This is a genomic window from Planococcus shenhongbingii (genome assembly GCF_030413635.1).
Classification (GTDB): Bacteria; Bacillota; Bacilli; order Bacillales_A; family Planococcaceae; genus Planococcus; species Planococcus shenhongbingii.
Window position 1 is genome coordinate 1,737,304 of record NZ_CP129235.1, and the last position, 20,962, is coordinate 1,758,265.

General features: G+C 47.9%; 16 protein-coding genes and 2 pseudogenes. 16 read left to right on the plus strand and 2 right to left on the minus strand.

Annotated elements, in window-relative coordinates; translation table 11 throughout:
* Positions 1-371 precede the first annotated feature (371 nt).
* From buk to QWY16_RS08710, 11 genes and pseudogenes are all read left to right on the plus strand, one after another.
* Positions 372-1,460 (plus strand): butyrate kinase, encoded by a 1,089-nt coding sequence (buk, locus tag QWY16_RS08665; RefSeq protein ID WP_300992750.1) that lies wholly within the window; start codon positions 372-374, stop codon positions 1,458-1,460.
* 22 nt (positions 1,461-1,482) lie between these two features.
* The gene (gene lpdA, locus QWY16_RS08670) at positions 1,483-2,910 is read left to right on the plus strand and encodes a dihydrolipoyl dehydrogenase (protein WP_300992752.1); all 1,428 of its coding nucleotides are present in this window, start codon (positions 1,483-1,485) and stop codon (positions 2,908-2,910) included.
* Between the two features lie 13 nt (positions 2,911-2,923).
* Positions 2,924-3,925, plus strand: a complete 1,002-nt coding sequence (locus tag QWY16_RS08675; protein ID WP_300992754.1) for a thiamine pyrophosphate-dependent dehydrogenase E1 component subunit alpha — start codon at positions 2,924-2,926, stop codon at positions 3,923-3,925.
* Positions 3,925-4,908 carry an alpha-ketoacid dehydrogenase subunit beta gene (locus QWY16_RS08680; protein WP_300992756.1) on the plus strand — a complete coding sequence of 328 codons (984 nt, stop codon included), beginning with the start codon at positions 3,925-3,927 and terminating at the stop codon, positions 4,906-4,908. The genes QWY16_RS08675 and QWY16_RS08680 overlap by 1 nt, the downstream gene beginning before the upstream one ends.
* Positions 4,909-5,283: 375 nt before the next feature.
* Positions 5,284-5,433: pseudogene (locus tag QWY16_RS19415) on the plus strand (biotin/lipoyl-containing protein); the annotation flags it as partial.
* A gap of 210 nt (positions 5,434-5,643) precedes the next feature.
* Positions 5,644-6,609, plus strand: a pseudogene (locus QWY16_RS08685) (dihydrolipoamide acetyltransferase family protein); the annotation flags it as partial.
* Positions 6,610-6,708: 99 nt separating this feature from the next.
* Complete coding sequence (locus QWY16_RS08690) at positions 6,709-8,403, plus strand: methylmalonyl-CoA mutase family protein (RefSeq protein WP_300992760.1); 1,695 nt, start codon at positions 6,709-6,711, stop codon at positions 8,401-8,403.
* A 1-nt stretch (position 8,404) separates the two neighbouring features.
* Positions 8,405-10,552 carry a methylmalonyl-CoA mutase gene (scpA, locus tag QWY16_RS08695; RefSeq protein ID WP_300992762.1) on the plus strand — a complete coding sequence of 716 codons (2,148 nt, stop codon included), beginning with the start codon at positions 8,405-8,407 and terminating at the stop codon, positions 10,550-10,552.
* A complete protein-coding gene (meaB, locus tag QWY16_RS08700; RefSeq protein ID WP_300992764.1) occupies positions 10,552-11,619 on the plus strand; it encodes a methylmalonyl Co-A mutase-associated GTPase MeaB in 1,068 nt (355 codons plus the stop codon). Before scpA ends, meaB begins: the two co-directional genes overlap by 1 nt.
* A gap of 189 nt (positions 11,620-11,808) precedes the next feature.
* Positions 11,809-12,249, plus strand: a complete 441-nt coding sequence (locus QWY16_RS08705; protein ID WP_300992765.1) for a BrxA/BrxB family bacilliredoxin — start codon at positions 11,809-11,811, stop codon at positions 12,247-12,249.
* 56 nt (positions 12,250-12,305) lie between these two features.
* Positions 12,306-13,292 (plus strand): aromatic acid exporter family protein, encoded by a 987-nt coding sequence (locus QWY16_RS08710; RefSeq protein ID WP_300992767.1) that lies wholly within the window; start codon positions 12,306-12,308, stop codon positions 13,290-13,292.
* 34 nt (positions 13,293-13,326) lie between these two features.
* On the opposite strand, the gene prli42 is transcribed toward QWY16_RS08710, so the two are convergent.
* Positions 13,327-13,422, minus strand: a complete 96-nt coding sequence (gene prli42, locus QWY16_RS08715) for a stressosome-associated protein Prli42 (RefSeq protein WP_300992769.1) — start codon at positions 13,420-13,422, stop codon at positions 13,327-13,329.
* Between the two features lie 168 nt (positions 13,423-13,590).
* Here prli42 and mce point away from each other — a divergent pair, with 168 nt between their 5' ends.
* From mce to rnz, 5 genes are all read left to right on the plus strand, one after another.
* Positions 13,591-13,989: a methylmalonyl-CoA epimerase gene (gene mce / locus QWY16_RS08720; protein WP_300992771.1), complete on the plus strand. Its 399-nt coding sequence runs from the start codon at positions 13,591-13,593 to the stop codon at positions 13,987-13,989.
* A gap of 15 nt (positions 13,990-14,004) precedes the next feature.
* The gene (locus QWY16_RS08725; RefSeq protein WP_300992773.1) at positions 14,005-15,546 is read left to right on the plus strand and encodes an acyl-CoA carboxylase subunit beta; all 1,542 of its coding nucleotides are present in this window, start codon (positions 14,005-14,007) and stop codon (positions 15,544-15,546) included.
* Positions 15,547-15,563: 17 nt separating this feature from the next.
* Positions 15,564-16,679 carry a M20/M25/M40 family metallo-hydrolase gene (locus QWY16_RS08730; protein ID WP_300993358.1) on the plus strand — a complete coding sequence of 372 codons (1,116 nt, stop codon included), beginning with the start codon at positions 15,564-15,566 and terminating at the stop codon, positions 16,677-16,679.
* A 302-nt stretch (positions 16,680-16,981) separates the two neighbouring features.
* On the plus strand, positions 16,982-18,223 hold the full coding sequence (locus QWY16_RS08735) for a DNA polymerase IV (RefSeq protein ID WP_300992775.1): 1,242 nt from the start codon (positions 16,982-16,984) through the stop codon (positions 18,221-18,223).
* Positions 18,224-18,230: 7 nt separating this feature from the next.
* Positions 18,231-19,190: a ribonuclease Z gene (rnz, locus tag QWY16_RS08740; protein ID WP_300992777.1), complete on the plus strand. Its 960-nt coding sequence runs from the start codon at positions 18,231-18,233 to the stop codon at positions 19,188-19,190.
* Positions 19,191-19,911: 721 nt separating this feature from the next.
* Here the strand turns inward: rnz and namA are convergent.
* Positions 19,912-20,928, minus strand: coding sequence for an NADPH dehydrogenase NamA (namA, locus tag QWY16_RS08745; protein WP_300992779.1), 1,017 nt, complete (start codon positions 20,926-20,928; stop codon positions 19,912-19,914).
* Positions 20,929-20,962: the final 34 nt, after the last annotated feature.

Consider the following 20,962-nt stretch of genomic DNA (forward strand, 5'->3'; position numbering starts at 1 on the left):
AGCTTCGACAGTCAACAGACAAAGAGGCGAAGCGGCGCTTTTTGCCGCTAGCAAGAAAAGCGGAAGCGGCCGTTAAGATTCGACAGACATAAGACGATCCGGCGAAGCGGCATGTTTTCAGCCGCACAGTCTCGAAAAGTGGAAGTGCCTGTCCAGCTCTGACAGGCGTAAGGCGGACCAGCGAAGTGGCGCTTTTTGCCACACAGCTGGGTTGGTTTATGTCCCGAAGAGCTAGGCACTGAACTAGACATCGGAGTGGCTTATGATCCGAGAATCTGGCCGCTGCAGCTGGACAAGAAAAGCGCAAACGTAAATAAAATAGGCGCTATAGAAAACCTTAAATGGACTTTAGAAAGAACGGAGGGATCGCTGTGCAAGAACAGCTGCATCGCATTTTGGTCATCAACCCGGGTTCAACTTCGACTAAAATTGGCGTTTTTGACAACGATATCCTGATTATGGAAAAGACCATCCGCCATTCATCGGAAGCGTTAGCCGGATTTTCTTCCATCATCGACCAGTACAGCTTCCGCAAACAGACGATTCTGGAGGCGTTGGATGAAGAGGGCATGAATGTTTCCAATCTTTCTGCCGTATGTGGAAGAGGCGGGCTGCTGCGTCCGATTGAAGGCGGTACATATGCTGTGGATCAAGCGATGCTCGAGGATTTAAGAAAAGGGATTTTAGGGCAGCATGCTTCTAATTTAGGAGGCATTCTTGCTTACGAAATTGCAGAAGCCCTGAACATTCCGTCGTTTATCGTCGATCCCGTTGTAGTGGATGAACTGGACCCGATTGCCCGCATTTCCGGTTTTTCACTGATTGAGCGCAAATCGATTTTCCATGCCTTAAACCAAAAAGCTGTAGCACGGCGGTATGCCAAAGAATTGGGGCGTACGTATGAAGACATGCGCTTGATTGTGACGCATATGGGCGGCGGCATTACAGTAGGTGTGCATTTGAATGGCCGGGTGGTCGAGGTCAATAATGGCCTGCATGGAGACGGGCCATTCAGTCCTGAACGGGCCGGCACAGTACCAGCCGGAGATTTGGTTGAATTATGTTTTTCCGGGCAATATTATCGCCATGAAATCATGAAAATGCTTGTAGGACAAGGTGGATTGGTCGGCTATTTGGGAACAAATGATGCGGTCAAAGTGGAAAAGCGGATCCAAAAAGGCGATTTGGAAGCTGAACGTATTTATGATGCGATGGCTTACCAAGTGGCACGTGAAATCGGTTCAGCCAGTACTGTATTAAATGGTAAAGTCGATGCCATCATTTTGACGGGCGGCTTGGCTTACGGCAAAGACTTTGTCAAATCGATTTCAGACCGCGTCAACTGGATTGCGGATGTCGCTGTTATGCCGGGTGAAAACGAGTTGCAGGCTTTGGCAGAAGGAGCCGTCCGGGTATTGAATAAAGAAGAGCAAGCGAAGACCTATTCAGCAGGGAAATGATTAAAGGAGGTCGTCTTCATTTATGGCACAAAATTATGATGTAGTCATTATCGGAGGCGGAACGGGCGGCTATGTAGCCGCCATCCGTTCTGCTCAACTAGGTTTAAAAACGGCTATCGTCGAAAAAGGCAAACTCGGAGGCACTTGCCTCCATAAAGGCTGTATTCCAAGCAAAGCATTGTTGCGCAGCGCGGAAGTATACTCAACCACTAAAAATCATGCAGCTGATTTCGGAGTCAATACAGGAGAAGTTTCTTTGGATTTCTCGCGTGTGCAGCAGCGGAAACAAAGCATTGTGGATCAATTGCACGCAGGTGTCCAAGGGTTGATGAAAAAAGGCAAGATTGATGTTTATGACGGCATCGGCCGCATTCTTGGCCCTTCCATTTTCTCGCCGAATGCCGGAACGGTATCCGTGGAAATGACCAACGGGGAAGAAAACGAAATGCTGATTCCACATAACGTCATTATCGCCACAGGTTCACGCCCGCGAACGCTGCCAGGTCTGACGATTGACGGCAATTTGGTCATGAGTTCAGATGAAGCGCTGCAAATGAAAGAACTTCCAAAGTCGATTTTAATTGTCGGCGGCGGCGTCATCGGAATTGAATGGGCCTCCATGCTCAATGATTTTGGGGTAGATGTGACCGTGATCGAATATGCAGACCGCATTATTCCGACTGAAGACAAAGACGTTTCAAAAGAAATGCAGAAATTGCTGACGAAAAAAGGCATTAAATTTGCCGTAAGCGCAAAAGTTTTGGCGGAAACACTCGAAACTGGCGACAATGGCGTGACCATCCAAGCGGAACTCAAAGAAGGCACTGAAACTTTCAGCGCTGAGAAAATGCTGGTTTCTGTTGGGCGCCAGGCTAATATTGAAAACATCGGCTTGGAAAATACGGACATCATTGTCGATAAAGGATTTATTCAAGTGAAAAATACTTTCCAGACGAAAGAATCCCATATTTATGCGATTGGCGATGTGATCGGCGGGCTGCAATTGGCGCACGTCGCTTCCCATGAAGGAATTACGGCTGTTGAGCATATCAAAGGCAATAATCCGCACGCCATAAATTATGACTTGGTGTCGCGCTGCGTTTATTCCAGTCCGGAAGCTGCAAGCGTCGGCATCACCGAACAGCAGGCAAAAGACAAAGGCTTCGACGTCAAAGTCGGCAAGTTCTCTTTTAAAGCAATCGGCAAAGCACTTGTTTACGGAGAATCTGACGGCTTTGTGAAAATTGTCGCTGATACAGAAACAAATGATATTCTCGGAGTCCATATGATTGGCCCGCACGTGACTGATATGATTTCAGAAGCGGGGCTTGCCATGGTTTTAGACGCAACTCCGTGGGAAATCGCCGATACGATCCATCCGCACCCGACACTTTCAGAAGTGATGGGCGAAGCGGCGTTAGCGGTTGACGGCAAAGCGATTCATAGTTAAAGGAGGAATTTCAATGGCTGCAAAACACGAAGAAGTTGGTTTATCCAATGACGATTTGCTGAAAATGTATGAAACGATGTTAACGGCCCGCCGCGTCGATGAACGCATGTGGCTATTAAACCGTTCTGGAAAAATTCCGTTTGTCATTTCTTGTCAAGGACAAGAAGCAGCTCAAGTCGGGGCTGCCTTTGCTCTCGATAATACAAAAGATTATATTGCTCCTTATTACCGTGACCTTGGTGTAGTCCTGCACTTCGGCATGACGCCGAAAGATTTAATGCTGTCGGCTTTTGCCAAAGCGGAAGATCCGAACTCCGGCGGCCGTCAGATGCCTGGACATTTTGGCCAGAAGAAAAACCGCATCTTGACCGGTTCTTCTCCGGTAACGACGCAATTGCCTCATGCAGTCGGCGTAGCGCTTGCTGGAAAAATGAAAAAACAAGACTTCATTACCTTCAACACACTTGGCGAAGGTTCGTCCAACCAAGGTGATTTCCACGAAGGCCTGAATTTCGCTGGCGTCCATAAGCTGCCGGTCATCACGATGGTGGAAAACAATAAATACGCAATTTCTGTTCCTTTTGAACGCCAAGTAGCGAGCAAAAACGTTTCGGACCGTGCCGCAAGCTACGGCATGCCGGGTGTGACGATTGACGGCAACGACCCGATTGAAGTCTACAAACATGTGAAAGAAGCGGCAGACCGTGCACGCCGCGGAGATGGCCCGAGCTTGATCGAAACGGTTTCCGAACGAATGACGGCTCACTCATCAGATGACGACCACCGTCAGTACCGCTCAGCTGATGAACTGGCTGCCCAAAAAGAAAAAGATCCGATTCTGACATTCGGCGCTTATTTGAAGGAACACAATATCATGGATGATCAATTGGAAAAAGAAATCAATGACCGCATCATGGCAATTGTCAATGAAGCGACAGATTATGCGGAAAATGCAGCTTATGCAGAACCTGAACATGCACTGAAATACGTCTATGCTGAAGGAGGAAACGAATAATGGCAGTTATGAATTATATTGATGCCATCACGCTTGCAATGAAAGAAGAAATGGAGCGTGACGAAAACGTTTTTGTTCTCGGTGAAGATGTCGGGAAAAAAGGCGGCGTGTTTAAAGCGACGCAAGGCCTTTACGATCAATTTGGTGAAGACCGCGTGATCGATACACCACTTGCAGAATCTGCAATCGCAGGTGTCGGCATTGGTGCAGCGATGTATGGACTTCGCCCGATTGCTGAATTCCAGTTTGCTGATTTTATTATGCCGGCAGTCAACCAGATCATTTCAGAAGCTTCACGCATCCGTTACCGGTCGAACAATGACTGGTCTTGCCCAATCGTATTCCGCGCTCCGTTTGGCGGCGGCGTCCATGGTGCCTTGTACCATTCGCAATCCGTGGAAGCAGTTTTCGCTAACCAGCCGGGTCTTAAAATTGTCATCCCGTCAACCCCATATGACGCAAAAGGGCTTTTAAAAGCGGCCATCCGAGATGAAGATCCGGTAATGTTTTTCGAACATAAACGCGCTTACCGCTTGATCAAAGGGGAAGTGCCAGAAGAAGATTACACGATCGAAATCGGCAAAGCAGACGTAAAACGCGAAGGAGACGACATCACCGTTATCACCTATGGCCTTGCTGTGCATTTCGCTCTTCAAGCGGCAGAACGCCTGGCAGAAGACGGCATCTCGGCCCATATCCTGGATCTTCGCACCATTTATCCTTTGGATAAAGAAGGAATCATAGAAGCGGCCAAAAAAACGGGCAAAGTTCTTCTGGTCACTGAAGACAATAAAGAAGGAAGCATCATAGGGGAAGTGGCGGCGATCATCGCTGAAAACTGCCTGTTTGACTTAGATGCTCCGATCCGCCGCCTGGCTGGCCCGGACGTTCCGGCAATGGCCTATGCGCCGACAATGGAAAAATACTTCATGATCAATCCGGACAAAGTCGAAAAAGCCATGCGGGATTTGGCGGAGTTTTAATCTAGAAAAGCGGAAGCGCCTGTATAGCAAAAATATTCTTTTAATATCGCTTCGGACGCTTTGGGCATGGCTCCCGCAATAAGCCGGGAAAACCATCCGTCTTATTGCTCCGCCTAGCCCGTGGACGCGCCTTCGCTAGAGAAGCTTTCTAGAAAAGAGAAGATCATTAAGATAGCTTTTTAATGATTGTTCACTTAGATATGGAGCAAACAGCGGAGACGCCCGCGGCAAGCGAAGCTGTTTTGCGGAATATCGAAAGCTGGAATATATTGGTTCCATCTATACAGAAAAGAACGCACACCATTAAATCCAAGAGTCTTAAACGTAAGTAAAAGCAGTTAAGGAGGAATCCCTTTGGCTATTGAAAATATTAAAATGCCTCAGCTAGGTGAAAGTGTAACTGAAGGAACCATTGAAAAGTGGCTGGTTCAGCCCGGTGACCATGTCAATAAGTATGACCCCTTGGCAGAAGTCAATACGGACAAAGTGACGGCTGAAGTTCCATCTTCATTTACAGGAACGATCAAGGAACTGATTGCTGCAGAAGGCGATACATTGGCTGTGGGAGAAATCGTCTGCACCATTGAAACTGAAGGCGGCGATTCGGCTCCGGCTGAAGACAGCGAACCGACAGAAGCTGGAAAAGAAAACATCATGCCGGCAGAAGATACGGAAGTGACCAAAGGACTGAAAGGTGAAAAAGGTTCTTCGCAGCCTGTTCGCCCGGAAGGTTCAAAAGCCCGTTATTCACCGGCCGTTTTGCGTCTTGCACAAGACAATGACATCGACTTGACTCAAGTCCAAGGCACGGGCAATGAAGGCCGCATTACCCGCAAAGATTTGCTGGCTTTAATCGAAGGCGGCAATATCCCGAAAGCTGGAGATGCAAAAGCGGCGGCACCACAGCAGACACCGGCAGCACCTCAAACTCAAGTTCAAGCGCAACCGTCTCAGCCAGTACAACCGGCAGCAAAATCGGCGCCGATTGAAAGTGCACCGGGAGATATCGAAATTCCGGTCACCGGCGTGCGCCGGGCAATTGCGGCTAATATGCTGAAGAGCAAGCACGAAGCACCGCACGCCTGGATGATGATTGAAGTGGACGTGACAGATCTGGTTTCGTACCGCGATTCCATTAAAGGCGAGTTCAAGAAAAAAGAAGGATTCAATATCACGTATTTCGCGTTCTTCGTGAAAGCTGTTTCCCAAGCCTTGAAAGAATTCCCGATGATGAACTCGATGTGGGCGGGAGACAAAATCATTCAGAAAAAAGACATCAACATTTCCATTGCGGTCGCTTCCGACAATGCGTTATTCGTTCCGGTCATCCGGAACTCGGATGAGAAGTCGGTTAAAGGCATTGGCAGAGACATCAACGATTTGGCATTGAAAGTGCGCAACGGCAAATTGGGTTCTGCTGATATGCAAGGCGGAACGTTCACTGTCAACAACACAGGGTCGTTCGGCTCTATCCAGTCGATGGGCATCATCAACCATCCGCAAGCGGCTATCCTGCAAGTCGAGTCGATCGTCAAGCGCCCAGTGATTATGGGCAACGGCATGATTGCAGCACGCGATATGGTCAACTTGTGTTTATCGCTCGATCATCGTGTGCTCGACGGACTTGTCTGTGGCCAATTCCTTGGTCGCGTCAAAGCGATTCTTGAGAACATGAACAAAGACAATACGTCTGTTTACTGAGCAAAAGCTTGAAGTCTTTGGACTTCAAGCTTTTTTTGCTTTAATGTCTGTGGCTACTCGGGTAAAATGAAAAGAGATATCCTTTGAGGAGGGAATAGTTTGACAATCGAATCGATGAAACAGACAAATTTTTCCGAACGTACATATGAAGATTGGCGGGAAGCGGCTGAAAAAACTTTAAAAGGCAAGCCATTCGAAAAAACTCTCAAAACGCCTACCATTGAAGGACTTACACTAGAACCCCTGTATACGAAAGAAATGCTGGAGCGGCTGGACTCATTTGTCCGTTCGCAGACCATAGCCGTCCAGAATGGCAAAAGGCTTCCAGGATGGTTTGTGGCGCAAGAAACCCATGCTGAAACAGCAGCCGGCTACTTGGACGCCATGAAAAAAGATTTAAAGCGCGGCAATGAAATGGTCGTCTATACCAGCAATCAGAATTTGTCTTGGTCCGATGAAGAGTTGAAAAGCCTGGCGGAATTGATTGTCCATTATCCTTTATATTTCCGGTTGAGTTCTGATGACAATGGCATTCTTCGGGTTTTTGACTTTATTGAAGAAGAACAGCTTGCGCATGTCCAGGGCGTCATTTACTCGGAAGCTCCAGCAGCTGCACCTCAAAACGTCCGGACTCAGTTGGTCGATACGATTCCGGTCCACAATGCGGGCGGCACCATTGTTCATGAGCTTGGAGTGGCATTAAGTATTTTAGCTGAAACATTCAGCAAGCATGAATTCCAAACAAAAGCGGCTGATATTTGGGTCCGGTTTGCCGTGGATACACAGTTTTTCCAGGAAATCGCAAAACTTCGTGCATTCCGCGTGCTTTGGAACGCTTTTTGTTCAGCCTACGGTGAAACGGCGCCCATACTTCCTGTTTTCACGGAAACTTCGGTTCGATCTTATTCGAAATTAGACCCTTACGTCAATTTGCTGCGGGCAGGCAACGCCACTTTTTCAGCAGTGCTTGGCGGAACCAACGCCCATACGGTGCATCCCCATGATTTTTTAACCGTTCCGGATGAACAAAGCAGCCGGATTGCCCGCAATGTCCAATTGGTGATTAAAGAAGAAACGCATGTATCACACGTGCTTGATGCGGCAGCAGGTTCTTATTTTATCGAGACTTTAACAAAAGAATTCGTGGATGCCGCATGGAGTTACTTTTTGGAGATTGAAGAAGCTGGAGGCTATTCGGAAGTTATTAAATCCGGCTGGCTGACAGATGACATTCAAGCGAAATGGGTAGAACGAAAAGAAAAAGTCGCGGCACGCGAGCATTCGTTGATTGGCACCAATATTTACGCTAATCCACAAGAGCCTATAAAAGAAGGCAAAGTGGATGACAGCCACCTTGTCTACATGACGGCTAAACGTTTGGCCGCTCCTTTTGAAAAGTTAAGGGCCCAAAGCAAACTAAAGACATTGAAAACAGCGGTGTTGCATCTGGGGCCGTTGAAAACGGTGAAAAGCCAATCGGATTTTGTCCAAGGCTTTTTGGCGGTTGGCGGCATCGAGCCTTTGCTTAGCCCGGCGTTAAATTCTGCCCAAGACGTTAACCAGTACTTGGCTGATAATGCTATTGATTATGCCGTATTATGCGGGCCGAAAGAAAAACTGGATGAAGTGGTTCCAGGATTGGAAACAGCAGCAGTACTCGATGTTGCCGGGAAGTACAGTAAAGATGATTTGAGCGGCTGGGCGGCAAACGGCGTGGCGGATGCCATTTTTGCCGGAAAGCACATCATCTCAAAACTTGAGCAAATTCTGAGTCTTGGAAAGGAGGCCATCTGATATGGGCAAACCAGATTTCACAAAAGTGGATTTAGGAAAATTGGAAATCAAGCAAAACGGGGCAATCCACGAAGAGGTTTTCGAAACAAATGAAGGCATTGCGGTAAAGCCGGCTTATTCGGAAAAAGATATTGCATCCCAGCAGGAAAGTTATCCAGGGTTCGCTCCGAATATCCGTGGCCCGTATCCGACGATGTACGTATCGCGCCCATGGACGGTCCGCCAATATGCCGGTTTCTCTACAGCGGAAGAAAGCAATGCATTTTACCGCCGGAACCTGGCAATGGGCCAAAAAGGCTTGTCGGTCGCTTTTGACTTGGCAACCCACCGGGGATATGATTCCGATCATCCGCGTGTCACAGGAGATGTTGGAAAAGCGGGAGTGGCGATTGACAGCGTCGAGGACATGAAGATTCTTTTTGATGGCATCCCGCTTGACCAAATGTCGGTTTCCATGACGATGAACGGCGCAGTTGTACCAATCATGGCGTTCTTTATCGTGGCGGCAGAAGAACAAGGCGTTTCGCCGGAGCAATTGGCAGGCACGATTCAAAACGATATCTTAAAAGAATATATGGTGAGAAATACGTATATCTATCCGCCGGCGATGTCGATGCAGATCATTGCGGATATTTTCAAATTTACATCGACAAAAATGCCGAAATTCAACTCGATTTCCATATCGGGCTACCATATCCAAGAAGCGGGAGCTACAGCCGATATTGAACTCGCCTATACATTGGCGGATGGACTGGAATATGTCCGCACAGGCCTTGCAGCTGGCATTGATATCGATTCCTTTGCACCGCGGCTGTCATTTTTCTGGGGCATCGGCATGAATTACTTTATGGAAATTGCGAAAATGCGGGCTGCGCGGGAAATCTGGGCGAAAATGATGAAATCATTTGATCCGAAAAACGATAAATCCTTGGCTCTCCGCACCCATTCGCAGACGTCCGGCTGGAGCTTGACTGAACAAGATCCATTTAATAACGTCACACGGACTTTGATTGAAGCGAATGCGGCTGCGATGGGCCATACGCAATCGCTTCACACCAACGCATTGGATGAAGCGATTGCCTTGCCAACTGATTTTTCGGCGCGGATTGCCCGCAATACGCAATTGTTCCTGCAGGAAGAAACGGGAATGACCAAAGTCATCGATCCATGGGGCGGCTCGTATTATGTGGAATCGCTGACCAGCGAATTGATGGAGAAAGCGTGGCAATTGATTGAAGAAGTGGAAGAGCTCGGCGGTATGGCAAAAGCAATCGAGACAGGCCTTCCTAAAATGCGCATTGAAGAAGCTGCGGCTAAAAAACAAGCGCAAATCGATTCGAACGAAGAAGTCATTATCGGCGTCAACCGGTACCGCCTTGATGAAGAAGATCCGATTGACATTTTGAATATCGACAATACCTTGGTCCGCAAAACACAAATTGAGCGCATCGAACGCATGAAAGCGTCGCGCGACAATGACAAAGTGAAGGAAGCACTCGCTAAGCTGACGGCTGCCGCGAAAACCGGCGATGACAACATTCTGGAATGCGCCGTTGAGGCAGCGCGCTTCCGGGCAACGCTTGGTGAAATTTCTGATGCGATTGAAGAAGCATCCGGCCGGCATAAAGCGGTGATCCGTTCGGTGAGCGGAATCTACAGTGCCAATTTCTCAAATCACCAGGAAATTGAAATTGTAAAAGAAATGACGGAAGATTTTATTGAAAATGAAGGCCGCCGACCGCGCATCTTGATTGCGAAAATGGGGCAGGACGGCCATGACCGTGGAGCCAAAGTCATTGCGACGGCGTTCGCCGACTTGGGCTTTGATGTGGATATCGGCCCTTTGTTCCAGACGCCTGCCGAGACAGCACAGCAAGCGGTGGAAAATGATGTCCATGTCATCGGTGTCAGTTCATTGGCAGCCGGGCATATGACGCTCGTGCCGGACCTATGGGCAGAGCTGAAGAAAATCGGGCGGGAAGACATATTGATTGTCGTCGGCGGCGTCATACCGGCACAGGATTATGAATTCCTGAGAAATAACGGAGCCAGCGCTATTTTTGGCCCGGGAACCGTCATTCCGGTAGCGGCGCAAAAAGTCATCGAAGAGATTTATGCACGCCTCGGATATGAGGAAGTGGCTGACTGATGGACCGCGAAATGGAATCACGCCGGGTGATGGAAGGCGTGAAAGCAGCCCATGACGGTATGCAAGCAGCGCCGCGGAAAAAATTCAAAAAACCGCAGACTAAAGCTTTTGACTATGAAGAATTAGCTGAAGGGGTCCGGAGTGGTTCGCGCCTGCATTTAGGAAAAGCGATTACGTTGCTTGAAAGTTCAAACCCGGACCATAAACAACATGGCCAGGAACTGTTGAACTGCTTGCTTCCTTTTACCGGGAACTCCATCCGGATTGGCATTACAGGAGTCCCGGGCGCTGGGAAAAGCACGTTTATCGAGACATTCGGCGAAATGCTGACAAATCTTGGCCACCGGGTGGCCGTGCTGGCAATCGATCCGAGTTCATCGATCACAGGCGGCAGCATCCTGGGCGACAAAACCCGCATGGAAAGCCTGGCCCGCAATCCGAAAGCCTTTATCCGGCCATCGCCGACTGCGGGAACGCTTGGCGGCGTCCATAAGAAAACGCGTGAAACGATGCTGCTTTGTGAAGCGGCGGGCTACGACGTCATCCTTGTGGAAACGGTCGGGGTCGGCCAAAGCGAAACGCTGGTGCGCGGCATGGTCGACCTGTTCTTGCTGCTTGTTCTGACAGGAGCCGGAGATGAACTGCAAGGCATGAAAAAAGGGATACTGGAACTGGCGGATGCCATTGTCGTCCATAAAGCGGACAGCCATAACACCGATTTGGCCAAAAAGACGGTGCGGGAATACAAGCAGATCCTGCATTTTCTTCAGCAAGCAACAGAAGGCTGGAAAACACAGGCACTGCCTGCTTCATCGCTTGAACGTACGGGCATTTCGGAAATCTGGGCAATGGTGAAGGACTTCGAAGACACCGTCAAGAAAAGCGGCTATTGGAAAATCCGCCGCCAGAACCAAACCAAAGACTGGTTCCGTTCGATGATTACCGATGAATTGCTGAGCCGCTTTTTTGATGATCAAGCCCGGCGGGAAAAAGTGAAAATGCTGGAGCAGAAAGTACTGCAGGACGACTTGACTGTATCACAGGCGATTTCGAATTTATTCGAGTAAGCTTTTTTGCAAGTCTTTTCAACTCCTGATATGATAAAGAGAAACTACAACCATTGGGGATAATGCCCCAATAGTTGTTAGCTGAACCAACCGGACTTTTACGGACAGTGGATTCCCGCTTGAAGAAGGGGGAATCTTACTGACCGTTAAAGTGGGATATAATGAAGGAATTGATAAGGAGTGGTAGAAATGGCAATGGATTTTAATTTTCTTATGAATGATATCGCGAACCAAGCCCGCAAGGAAATGGTTGATGCAGGATATACTGAACTCAAAACACCTGAAGAGGTCACAGAAGTTTTTGCCCAGCCCGGCACCAGCCTGGTTATGATCAACTCGGTTTGCGGTTGTGCAGGCGGCATCGCCCGTCCCGCAGCATTGCATTCTGTCCATTACGACAAACGCCCGGACCGTTTTTTGACTGTATTCGCAGGACAGGATAAAGAAGCGACTGCTCAAGCACGTGAAATTTTTGGTGAAGATCATCTTCCTTCTTCTCCGTCATTCGTTCTTTTGAAAGACGGGAAAATGATTGATGAAATTGGCAGACATGAAATTGAAGGCCATGACCCGATGTCTGTAATTACGCATATCCAGGAATTGTTTGAAGAGCATTGCAAAGAGATTTAAGCTGAATGCCCCTCAAAAAGGGGCATTTTTTTATGTTGTAAAAAAAGGAGCAGAATATGAAACTGAAAAGATTTTCAATCGGCTACCGGACAATGAAAACAGCAGCAGGTGTGGCAATCGCTATTTCTTTGGCGCAATTTTTTCAATTGGATTATTATGTATCGGCCGGCATCTTGACGATTTTATGCATTCAGCCGACAAAGAAGAAATCAATCCGTGCCGCATTCTCCCGTTTAGTTGCCAGTTTGATCGGGATAGGCTATGCCTTCGTGTTTCTTGAAGGCATAGCCTATCACCCTGCCGTTATCGGCATCATGATTTTGCTTTTCATTCCAGTCCTGGTTTCTTTAAGGTTTTCAGATGGTTTTGTTTCCAGTTCGGTTATTTTGCTGCATATATACGATTCTAAAAACTTGACGCTGGATCTTTTTCTGAATGAATTGTCGTTGATGGCTGTCGGCTTCGGTACTGCATTAGCGGTCAATATGTATATGCCGAGCATCGAACGGAAATTGAATGCGTACCGCTACGAGATTGAATCGCTGTATTCGTCTATTTTCCAGGAAATCGTAATTTTTCTGCGCCAAGGCGATTCAGCTTGGACCGGGAAAGAATTGACCGACAGTGCTGCGCTCTTGAAAAAAGCGAAGGCGCTGGCGTATCAGGATGTTGAAAACCATGTTACCCGTCTTGAAAACAAATATTACCATTATTTCGATATGAGAGAGCAGCAGCTGGAAATCATCGAACGCATTCTGCCTCAAATTACGGCACTGCCTGTAATCGTCGGCCATACCCATTTAGTGGCGGATTTTCTGGAAGATTTGGCGCTCCATGTCCATTCGGGCAATACGGCATACCGCTACATCAGCAAATTGCAAGCGGTCAAAGACGATTTTGCCACGATGCCATTGCCGAATACCCATGAAAAGTTTTTGGCTATGGCAGCACTTTATCAAGTAATTCAGGAAATGGAAGATTATTTGGAGATCAAGTCTTCCTATAAAGGATTCACCAACAAAAAGACAGCGGAAATCAATTGATTTCCGCTGTCTTTTCTATGTTTTATTCTTTTTATTAGATAACGAAGCTGAGTCCCATCATTAAACTGGACAAAAGCATGATGCCGACCATGGCATAAACGATAACTTTACGGAATGCAGGATTATTCATGGATATACGACTCCTTTATTTTTCAATTGGACATAATGAAATAATAACATAAACAGCAGGGGATTTGAAGTCCCGTGTCCCATCGTTTTCCAAATATTCAAGTAGAACTAGAGTTTTTACAGTCTAATGGGTACAATAAAAGAGAACTTATAAAAGGAAGTGAAAAGAATGAAAAAAGTCGACCATATTGGAATTGCAGTCCGGAATTTGAATGAGGTACTGCCTTATTACACCGATACACTTGGCTGCCCGTTGCTGAAAATCGAAGACGTGGAGTCCCAGAAGGTGCGGGTGGCTTTTATTGATGCCGGCAACATCAAATTGGAATTGCTTGAACCGTTGGATGACACAAGTGCAGTGGCCAAGTTTATCGAAAAACGCGGAGAAGGCATTCACCACATCGCGTTTGGCGTGGAGGATATTGAACAGCGCATGGCCGAACTGCGTGAAAACGGTGTCAAATTATTGAGTGAGCATGCAAATCCGGGAGCTGGCGGCGCAATGGTTGCCTTTTTGCATCCTAAATCTTCAAATGGGGTATTATACGAGCTATGCGAAAAGCAATGATTGAGGAGTGGAGAAATGGATATTTACGAAAGAATCAATGAGTTATATGACCGCAGACGCGAAATTGAACTTGGCGGCGGGGAAGAACGCATCAGAAAACAGCATGAAAAAGGCAAACTGACTGCCCGCGAACGCATCGAGCTGTTAGTGGACGAAGGTTCTTTTGTGGAACTGAGCCCTTTCGTGGAACATCGGACGACGGATTTTGGAATGGCAAACGGACCTGGTGAAGGGGTAGTCACGGGTTACGGAAAAGTGGGTGGCCGTCCGATTTATCTGTTTTCACAGGATTTCACTGTATTTGGCGGAGCGCTGGGTGAAATGCATGCCAAAAAAATTGCCAATGTCATGGATTTGGCAGCAAAGAACGGTGCGCCATTTATCGGCTTGAACGATTCAGGCGGCGCCCGCATCCAGGAAGGCGTTTTGTCGCTTGATGGCTATGGCCATATTTTTTACCGGAACTCCATATATTCAGGCGTGATTCCGCAGATTTCCGTCATCATGGGGCCATCAGCCGGAGGCGCCGTTTATTCGCCGGCCATTACCGATTTTGTGTTCATGGTCGATAAAACAAGCCAGATGTTCATCACCGGGCCGAAAGTCATTGAAACGGTGACAGGAGAGAAGATTTCTTCTGAAGACCTGGGCGGCTCGAAAGTACATACAGCAATCAGCGGAAATGCGCATTTCCGCTCGGATTCCGAACAAGAAGTGCTGCAGATGGTGCGGAAGTTGATCAGTTATCTGCCGCAGAACAACCAGGAAATGCCGCCTCGTCTTGAAGCGGACGGGGAAGACGATTACCGTCCGGACCTGGCAGACGTCGTGCCGTACGAAGCGATTCGCCCGTACGATGTCCGGGCTGTTGTCAATCAAGTGGTCGATGATGGCAGTTTCATGGAAGTCCAGCCGGAATTTGCCCGCAATATTGTCGTTGGCTTGGCGCGCATTAAAGGTGAAACGGTCGGTCTTGTCTGCAACCAGCCAAAAGTGATGGCCGGCGGACTCGATATCGACTCTTCTGATAAAGCGGCCCGCTTTATCCGTTTCTGTGATTCCTTTAACATTCCATTGATTACCTTTGAAGATGTCACCGGATTTTTCCCTGGCATCAAACAAGAACACGGCGGAATCATCCGGCACGGCGCAAAAATCCTGTATGCTTATTCAGAAGCGACGGTGCCGAAAATGACGGTGATTTTGCGCAAAGCATACGGCGGCGCGTATGTGGCACTCAACTCCAAATCGATTGGGGCCGATCTGGTGTTTTCATGGCCGAATGCCGAAATCGCCGTTATGGGTCCACAAGGAGCAGCCAATATCATTTTTGCACGCGAAATCGATGCAAGCGATAACCCGGAAGAAACACGGGCGGCCAAAATAGAGGAATACCGCGAGAAATTCGCCAACCCGTATGTGGCAGCGGCACGTGGAATGGTGGATGATGTAATCGATCCACGGGAAACGCGCATTAAACTGATTCAGGCGCTGGAAATGATGCGCCATAAAAAAGAGACGCGCCCAGCTAAAAAACATGGCAATATGCCTTTATAAAAAGAGAGGTACCAATGATGAAGAAAGACCGATTATTGAACGAGTTTCTTGAATTGGTGCAAATCGATTCAGAAACGAAAAATGAAGCGAAAATTGCCGAAGTGCTGAAACAGAAATTGGAAGACCTCGGCTTTTATGTGAGAGAAGACAATTCCTCTTTCCGTAACGGCCATGGCGCCAATAACTTGATTGCCACATTGCGGGGAGCCGCAATTGCAGCTTCACCGATTTATTTTACTGTGCACATGGACACGGTAACCCCTGGAAAAGGCGTTAAGCCCGAAATCCGGGAGGGCTATGTGTATTCCGACGGCACTACCATCTTAGGGGCGGACGACAAAGCGGGAATTGCCGCTTTGTTCGAGATGGTCCGTTCGGTTCAGGAACAGGAAATCGAGCATGGCGATATCCAATTAGTGATTACAGCCGGAGAAGAAAGCGGCTTAGCTGGAGCCAAAGAACTGGATGCTTCTTTATTGTTCGCGGAATACGGCTATGCCGTGGACAGCGATGGCAAAGTTGGCGGAATCGTCACGACTGCTCCTTACCAGGCGAAGTTATGGACGACCATTTATGGCAAGACAGCCCATGCCGGGGTAGCTCCTGAAAAAGGCGTTTCAGCGATCACAATTGCGGCCAAAGCCATTGCGAAAATGTCGCTGGGACGCATTGATAAAGAAACGACAGCCAATATCGGCCGTTTTGAAGGAGGCCAGGCGACCAATATTGTGTGCGACGAAGTCCACATTCTGTCGGAAGCCCGGTCTATCCAGGAAGATAAATTGGCTTCTCAAACAGCGCATATGGAATCGGTATTTGAAGAAGTCGCGGAACGCATGGGCGGCACTGCCGTAACTGAAGTGAAACTGATGTATCCAGGTTTCCATTTCAATGAACATGAAAAAGTTGTGAAAATTGCCAAGCAAGCGGCAGCCAATATCGGCCTTGCTGCGCCTGTCTTAACAAGCGGAGGCGGAAGCGACGCCAATATCTTTAATGGCTTTGGCATTCCGACCGTCAATTTAAGTGTCGGCTATGAAGATATCCACACGAAAAAAGAACGCATGCCAATCGAAGAATTGGAGAGATTGACCGAAATGCTGGTTGAAATTGTGAGAGAGTCAGCTGTTTAATAGAAAAGAAAAGACTGCAGGCATAGTCGGTTTTCCCGATAATGCCTGCAGTTTTTTTCTGTTTAAAGGCAATAAAAATGAGGAAGATTTCGGCCGGAATCGTATTTTCTCTTTTGCTGGTCATATTTTGTCTCTTGTGAGTCGTATTTCTGCAACAACTGGCCGTATTTCAAAAATTGCGGAAGAACAAGCCGGTTTTAAAGAAAAAGAGAAGAGCAGCACCAGGTATCCGGCACATTCCTAAGAGGCAGCCTCGCTTTTCGTATGGTAAACTGAAAGAAAAAGAAAGTGAAGCGATCCACATGGCAGGCCGAGTGATTTTCCACATTGATATGAATAGTTTTTATGCTTCGGTGGAGCAGTCGCATGACCCGACTTTAAAAGGCAAAGCGATTGCAATTGCCGGCAATCCGAAAGAGCGGCGCGGCATCATTGTGACTTGTTCTTATGAAGCACGGGCGCACGGGATTTATACGACGATGCAAGTGCATGAAGCCAAACGGAAATATCCGGAATTGATTCTCTTGCCGCCGAATTTCGAGCGCTACCGGGCTGCATCAAAAGCGATGTTTGACATTCTGCGTTCTTACACGGACCTTGTGGAACCGGTATCGATCGATGAAGGCTACGTTGATGTGACGGAACTGGCTAAAGATCGGCATGCGCTGGAGCTGGCGGAAGAAATCCAGCAGCGCATGAAATCAGAACTTGATCTGCCCTGTTCACTTGGCATTGCACCGAATAAATTTTTGGCAAAAACGGCCTCCGATATGAAAAAGCCGATGGGCATCACGATCTTGCGGAAGCGCGACATCCAGAAAAAGCTCTGGCCGCTGCCGGTTATCGAAATGCATGGCATCGGAGAAAGCACTGCAGAAAAACTAAAACGCCTGTCGATTGCCACGATCGGAGATTTAGCGGCAGCCAATACCGGGCTCATCAAAGAAAAGATGGGCAAGAATGGCTTGCGCCTTCAGAACCGGGCAAACGGCATGGATGACCGGATCGTGGATCCCGATTCGATTTACGATACGAAAAGCGTCGGGACTTCAACAACATTGCCCGTAGATGAAACCGATGAAGAAAACTTAAAAGCGATTTTCCGGAAACTGAGTGAAAAGGTGGCCAACCGGCTCGAAGCGAAAGAGCTGGCCGGTCCTACTGTCAGCATCCAGACCCGCAGCTCGGAGTGGCAAAACCGCACCCGCAGCATTACGCTGAGAAACACCGTATGGAAACGCGACGACATCTTCCGAAATGCATGGCAATTGTTCACGAAGCATTGGAATGGAGAGCCCCTCCGTCTTGTCGGCGTAACGGTATCGAATGTGGCTAAGAAAGGCGAGATGACGGAACAGCTGTCCATTTTTAATTTCCAGGAGCACGCTAAAGAAGAACCGATTCTGAACCTGATGTCCAAACTTGAAAAAAAATTCGGCAAAAGCGTCATTATTCGGGGGACGCGCTCCCAAAAAACGACTTCTGAATCAGAAACCAGTTTCAGCAAAGATTTTTTGGCCGACCATGACCACGAAAGAAAGTAGGGAGTTTATGCAGCTATTATTTCTCGGAACAGGAGCGGGCATGCCGTCAAAGCACCGGAATTCCAGTTCTCTCGCTCTAAAATTGCTTGAGGAACGCGGAACTTTTTGGCTGTTTGACTGTGGGGAAGCGACACAGCATCAAATGTTACATACGACTTTAAAACCGCGTAAAATTGAAAAAGTCTTTATTACCCATTTACATGGAGACCATATTTTCGGCTTGCCGGGACTGCTGGGCTCGCGTTCCTTTCAAGGAGGGGAAGAACCGCTTGACATATACGGTCCGACAGGCATTAAGGAACTTGTAGAAACGTTCTTGCGCCTCAGCCGGACGCATTTGACATATAAAATCGTTTTTCATGAAAATCTGGATGGCATCATTTTTGAAGATGAAACGATGGTGGTGAAAGCGGCGCTTCTTGACCACGTCATTCCTTCGTATGGATTCCGGATTGCTCAAAAACCGCTGCAGCCAAAATTGAATATCGAAAAAGCTACGGAATACGGTGTCCCTAAAGGCCCGTTGCTGGCAAAGCTGAAAGCAGGGGAGGACGTGGTTCTGGAAAATGGGCAAATTGTCAAAAGCATCGATGTGACAGAGCCTGCACATCCCGGATTTGTTGTCTCAATTCTTGGCGATACCCGTTTCTGCAAGGCAGCTATTGAGTTAAGCCGAGATGCAGATATCGTGGTGCACGAAGCGACATTTGATGCAGAGACGAAAAAGATGGCGCGAGGTTATGGCCATTCGACTATTTACGATGCAGCCAAAACCGCCAGCCTCGCTGGAGCGAAAGCGTTGATCGCCAATCATATCAGCTCCAGATTCTTGCCGGATGATGACAAAATACTGACTGAGCAGGTCCGTGGGATACACCCGAACGTGTTTATCGCACGGGATTTCGCAGAATACGAATGGCATCAACATAACCAAGAAGTAAGGAAGAAAATAGAAAGCCGTCGCTAAGCGATGGCTTTTTTTGTATTTTTCAAGTTTATCGAGGAAATAATAGAACATATGTTCTTTTTGTGATAAAATAAAGGTACAGCTGCATGAGGACGGTTTGGCCATTCCCGCAGAAAGGGGGTGGTGACATGACTCTTTCAGAATCCTTTGCCCTCGTCTTCACGAGCATCGGGGTAACGATCAGTGCAGTGACTTTGGTCGTTTACATGATTTTGGCCATGAACGAAAAAAAATAACCGTCCCTTGTGGTAGAGGAATGACGGTTATTTTCAAAGCCTAGTTTTCCAGCCAACCGCTCACGCGCGGCATGCAGCTGGCCGAATGCTTCGGCATTCGGTTTTTTTGCGTTAATGTTAGTATACTAAATCTGAAAATATTTTCAAACAACTAAAGAGGGCAATCCGTTTTCCATTCCTGCTGTACCCGGATTACAAGTCATGTATTCAACTTTTCTAAAAGAAAAAAGGAAAATAAAAGAAAATATATAATTAATAGAACACACGTTCCGTTTATGTTACTATAATAGTACAGTTGCAGGCGGGAACTTGGCTATAAACGAAGAAAACAACCGTCCCTTGTGGTAGAGGAATGACGGTTGTTTTCAAAGCCAAGAATTCCAGCCAACCGCCTTTGGTGCGGCACGCAGCTGGCCGAATGCTCCGGCATTCGGTTTTTTTACGTTACTTTCAGTATACTAAATTTCGAGCATTTTGCAACTGCCTTATATCCAGCCGCGCTCATATGGCACGGGTGCTTCAATGTCAGCACCCAGCTCTTTCGCTGCCGTATAGGCCCAGTAAGGGTCGCGCAGCAATTCACGGGCTAAGAAAATCATATCTGCCCGTTCATTTTGCAAAATTTCCTCCGCATGAAGTGCGTGTGTGATCAAACCGACAGCGCCTGTTGCGATAGGTGTTCCATGTTTGATGGTTTCTGAAAATGGCACCTGATAGCCAGGGTATGATGGAATCGTTGCAGGAACCACAGCTCCGGAGCTGACATCGATTAAATCTACGCCTTGCTGTTTCATCCATTGCACCATTTCCACGTATTGGCCCGGCGTCATGCCGCCTTCTGCATAGTCTTTAGCCGAAATGCGGACAAACAGCGGCCCATCCCATACTTCATTGACGGCATCAATGACTCGGCGCAGGATGCGATAACGGTTTTCTACAGAGCCGCCGTAGTCATCGTTGCGTTTATTGGTTAAGGGAGACAGGAATTGATTGATTAAATAACCATGCGCAGCATGCAATTCAATCAAGTCAAAACCGGCTTTTTTCGCACGCACAGCGCCGTCTTTAAATGCCTGTACCGTTTCTTCGATTTCTTCAAGCGTCATCGCCTGGGGTGTCTGGTATTTTTCATTAAAGGCAATGGCACTGGGGGCCTGGATGGGTACTTCCAAATTCGCTTTACGGCCGGCATGCGCCAGCTGGATGCCAGTTTTGGCGCCGTGCTGTTTTATCAGCCGGACAATTTCAGCGAGGCCTTCGATATGGCCGTCTTCCCAGATGCCTAAGTCTCTCATGGAAATGCGGCCTTGGGGCTGTACAGCTGTCGCTTCCACAATAATCAGGCCCACTTGGCCGACTGCGCGTGTCGGATAGTGCACACGGTGCCAGTCGGTCACTTTGCCGTCTTCCTGGTCGCTTTGGTACATGCACATAGGTGCCATGACAATGCGATTTTTGAATGTTGTATTCTTGAAGGTAATGGGCTCAAACAATTTAGCCATAAATAAGTTCCCTCCCGAATCTTCGCGATTTGAA

Bases quoted from the DNA above. Each gene is read 5' to 3' on its own strand.
- QWY16_RS08710 (WP_300992767.1), top strand. From the start codon at position 12,306: ATGAAACTGAAAAGATTTTCAATCGGCTACCGGACAATGAAAACAGCA.
- rnz (WP_300992777.1), top strand. From the start codon at position 18,231: ATGCAGCTATTATTTCTCGGAACAGGAGCGGGCATGCCGTCAAAGCAC.
- QWY16_RS08705 (WP_300992765.1), top strand. From the start codon at position 11,809: ATGGCAATGGATTTTAATTTTCTTATGAATGATATCGCGAACCAAGCC.
- QWY16_RS08675 (WP_300992754.1), top strand. From the start codon at position 2,924: ATGGCTGCAAAACACGAAGAAGTTGGTTTATCCAATGACGATTTGCTG.
- lpdA (WP_300992752.1), top strand. From the start codon at position 1,483: ATGGCACAAAATTATGATGTAGTCATTATCGGAGGCGGAACGGGCGGC.
- mce (WP_300992771.1), top strand. From the start codon at position 13,591: ATGAAAAAAGTCGACCATATTGGAATTGCAGTCCGGAATTTGAATGAG.
- meaB (WP_300992764.1), top strand. From the start codon at position 10,552: ATGGACCGCGAAATGGAATCACGCCGGGTGATGGAAGGCGTGAAAGCA.
- prli42 (WP_300992769.1), bottom strand. From the start codon at position 13,422: ATGAATAATCCTGCATTCCGTAAAGTTATCGTTTATGCCATGGTCGGC.
- QWY16_RS08730 (WP_300993358.1), top strand. From the start codon at position 15,564: ATGAAGAAAGACCGATTATTGAACGAGTTTCTTGAATTGGTGCAAATC.
- QWY16_RS08725 (WP_300992773.1), top strand. From the start codon at position 14,005: ATGGATATTTACGAAAGAATCAATGAGTTATATGACCGCAGACGCGAA.
- QWY16_RS08735 (WP_300992775.1), top strand. From the start codon at position 16,982: ATGGCAGGCCGAGTGATTTTCCACATTGATATGAATAGTTTTTATGCT.
- QWY16_RS08680 (WP_300992756.1), top strand. From the start codon at position 3,925: ATGGCAGTTATGAATTATATTGATGCCATCACGCTTGCAATGAAAGAA.
- scpA (WP_300992762.1), top strand. From the start codon at position 8,405: ATGGGCAAACCAGATTTCACAAAAGTGGATTTAGGAAAATTGGAAATC.
- namA (WP_300992779.1), bottom strand. From the start codon at position 20,928: ATGGCTAAATTGTTTGAGCCCATTACCTTCAAGAATACAACATTCAAA.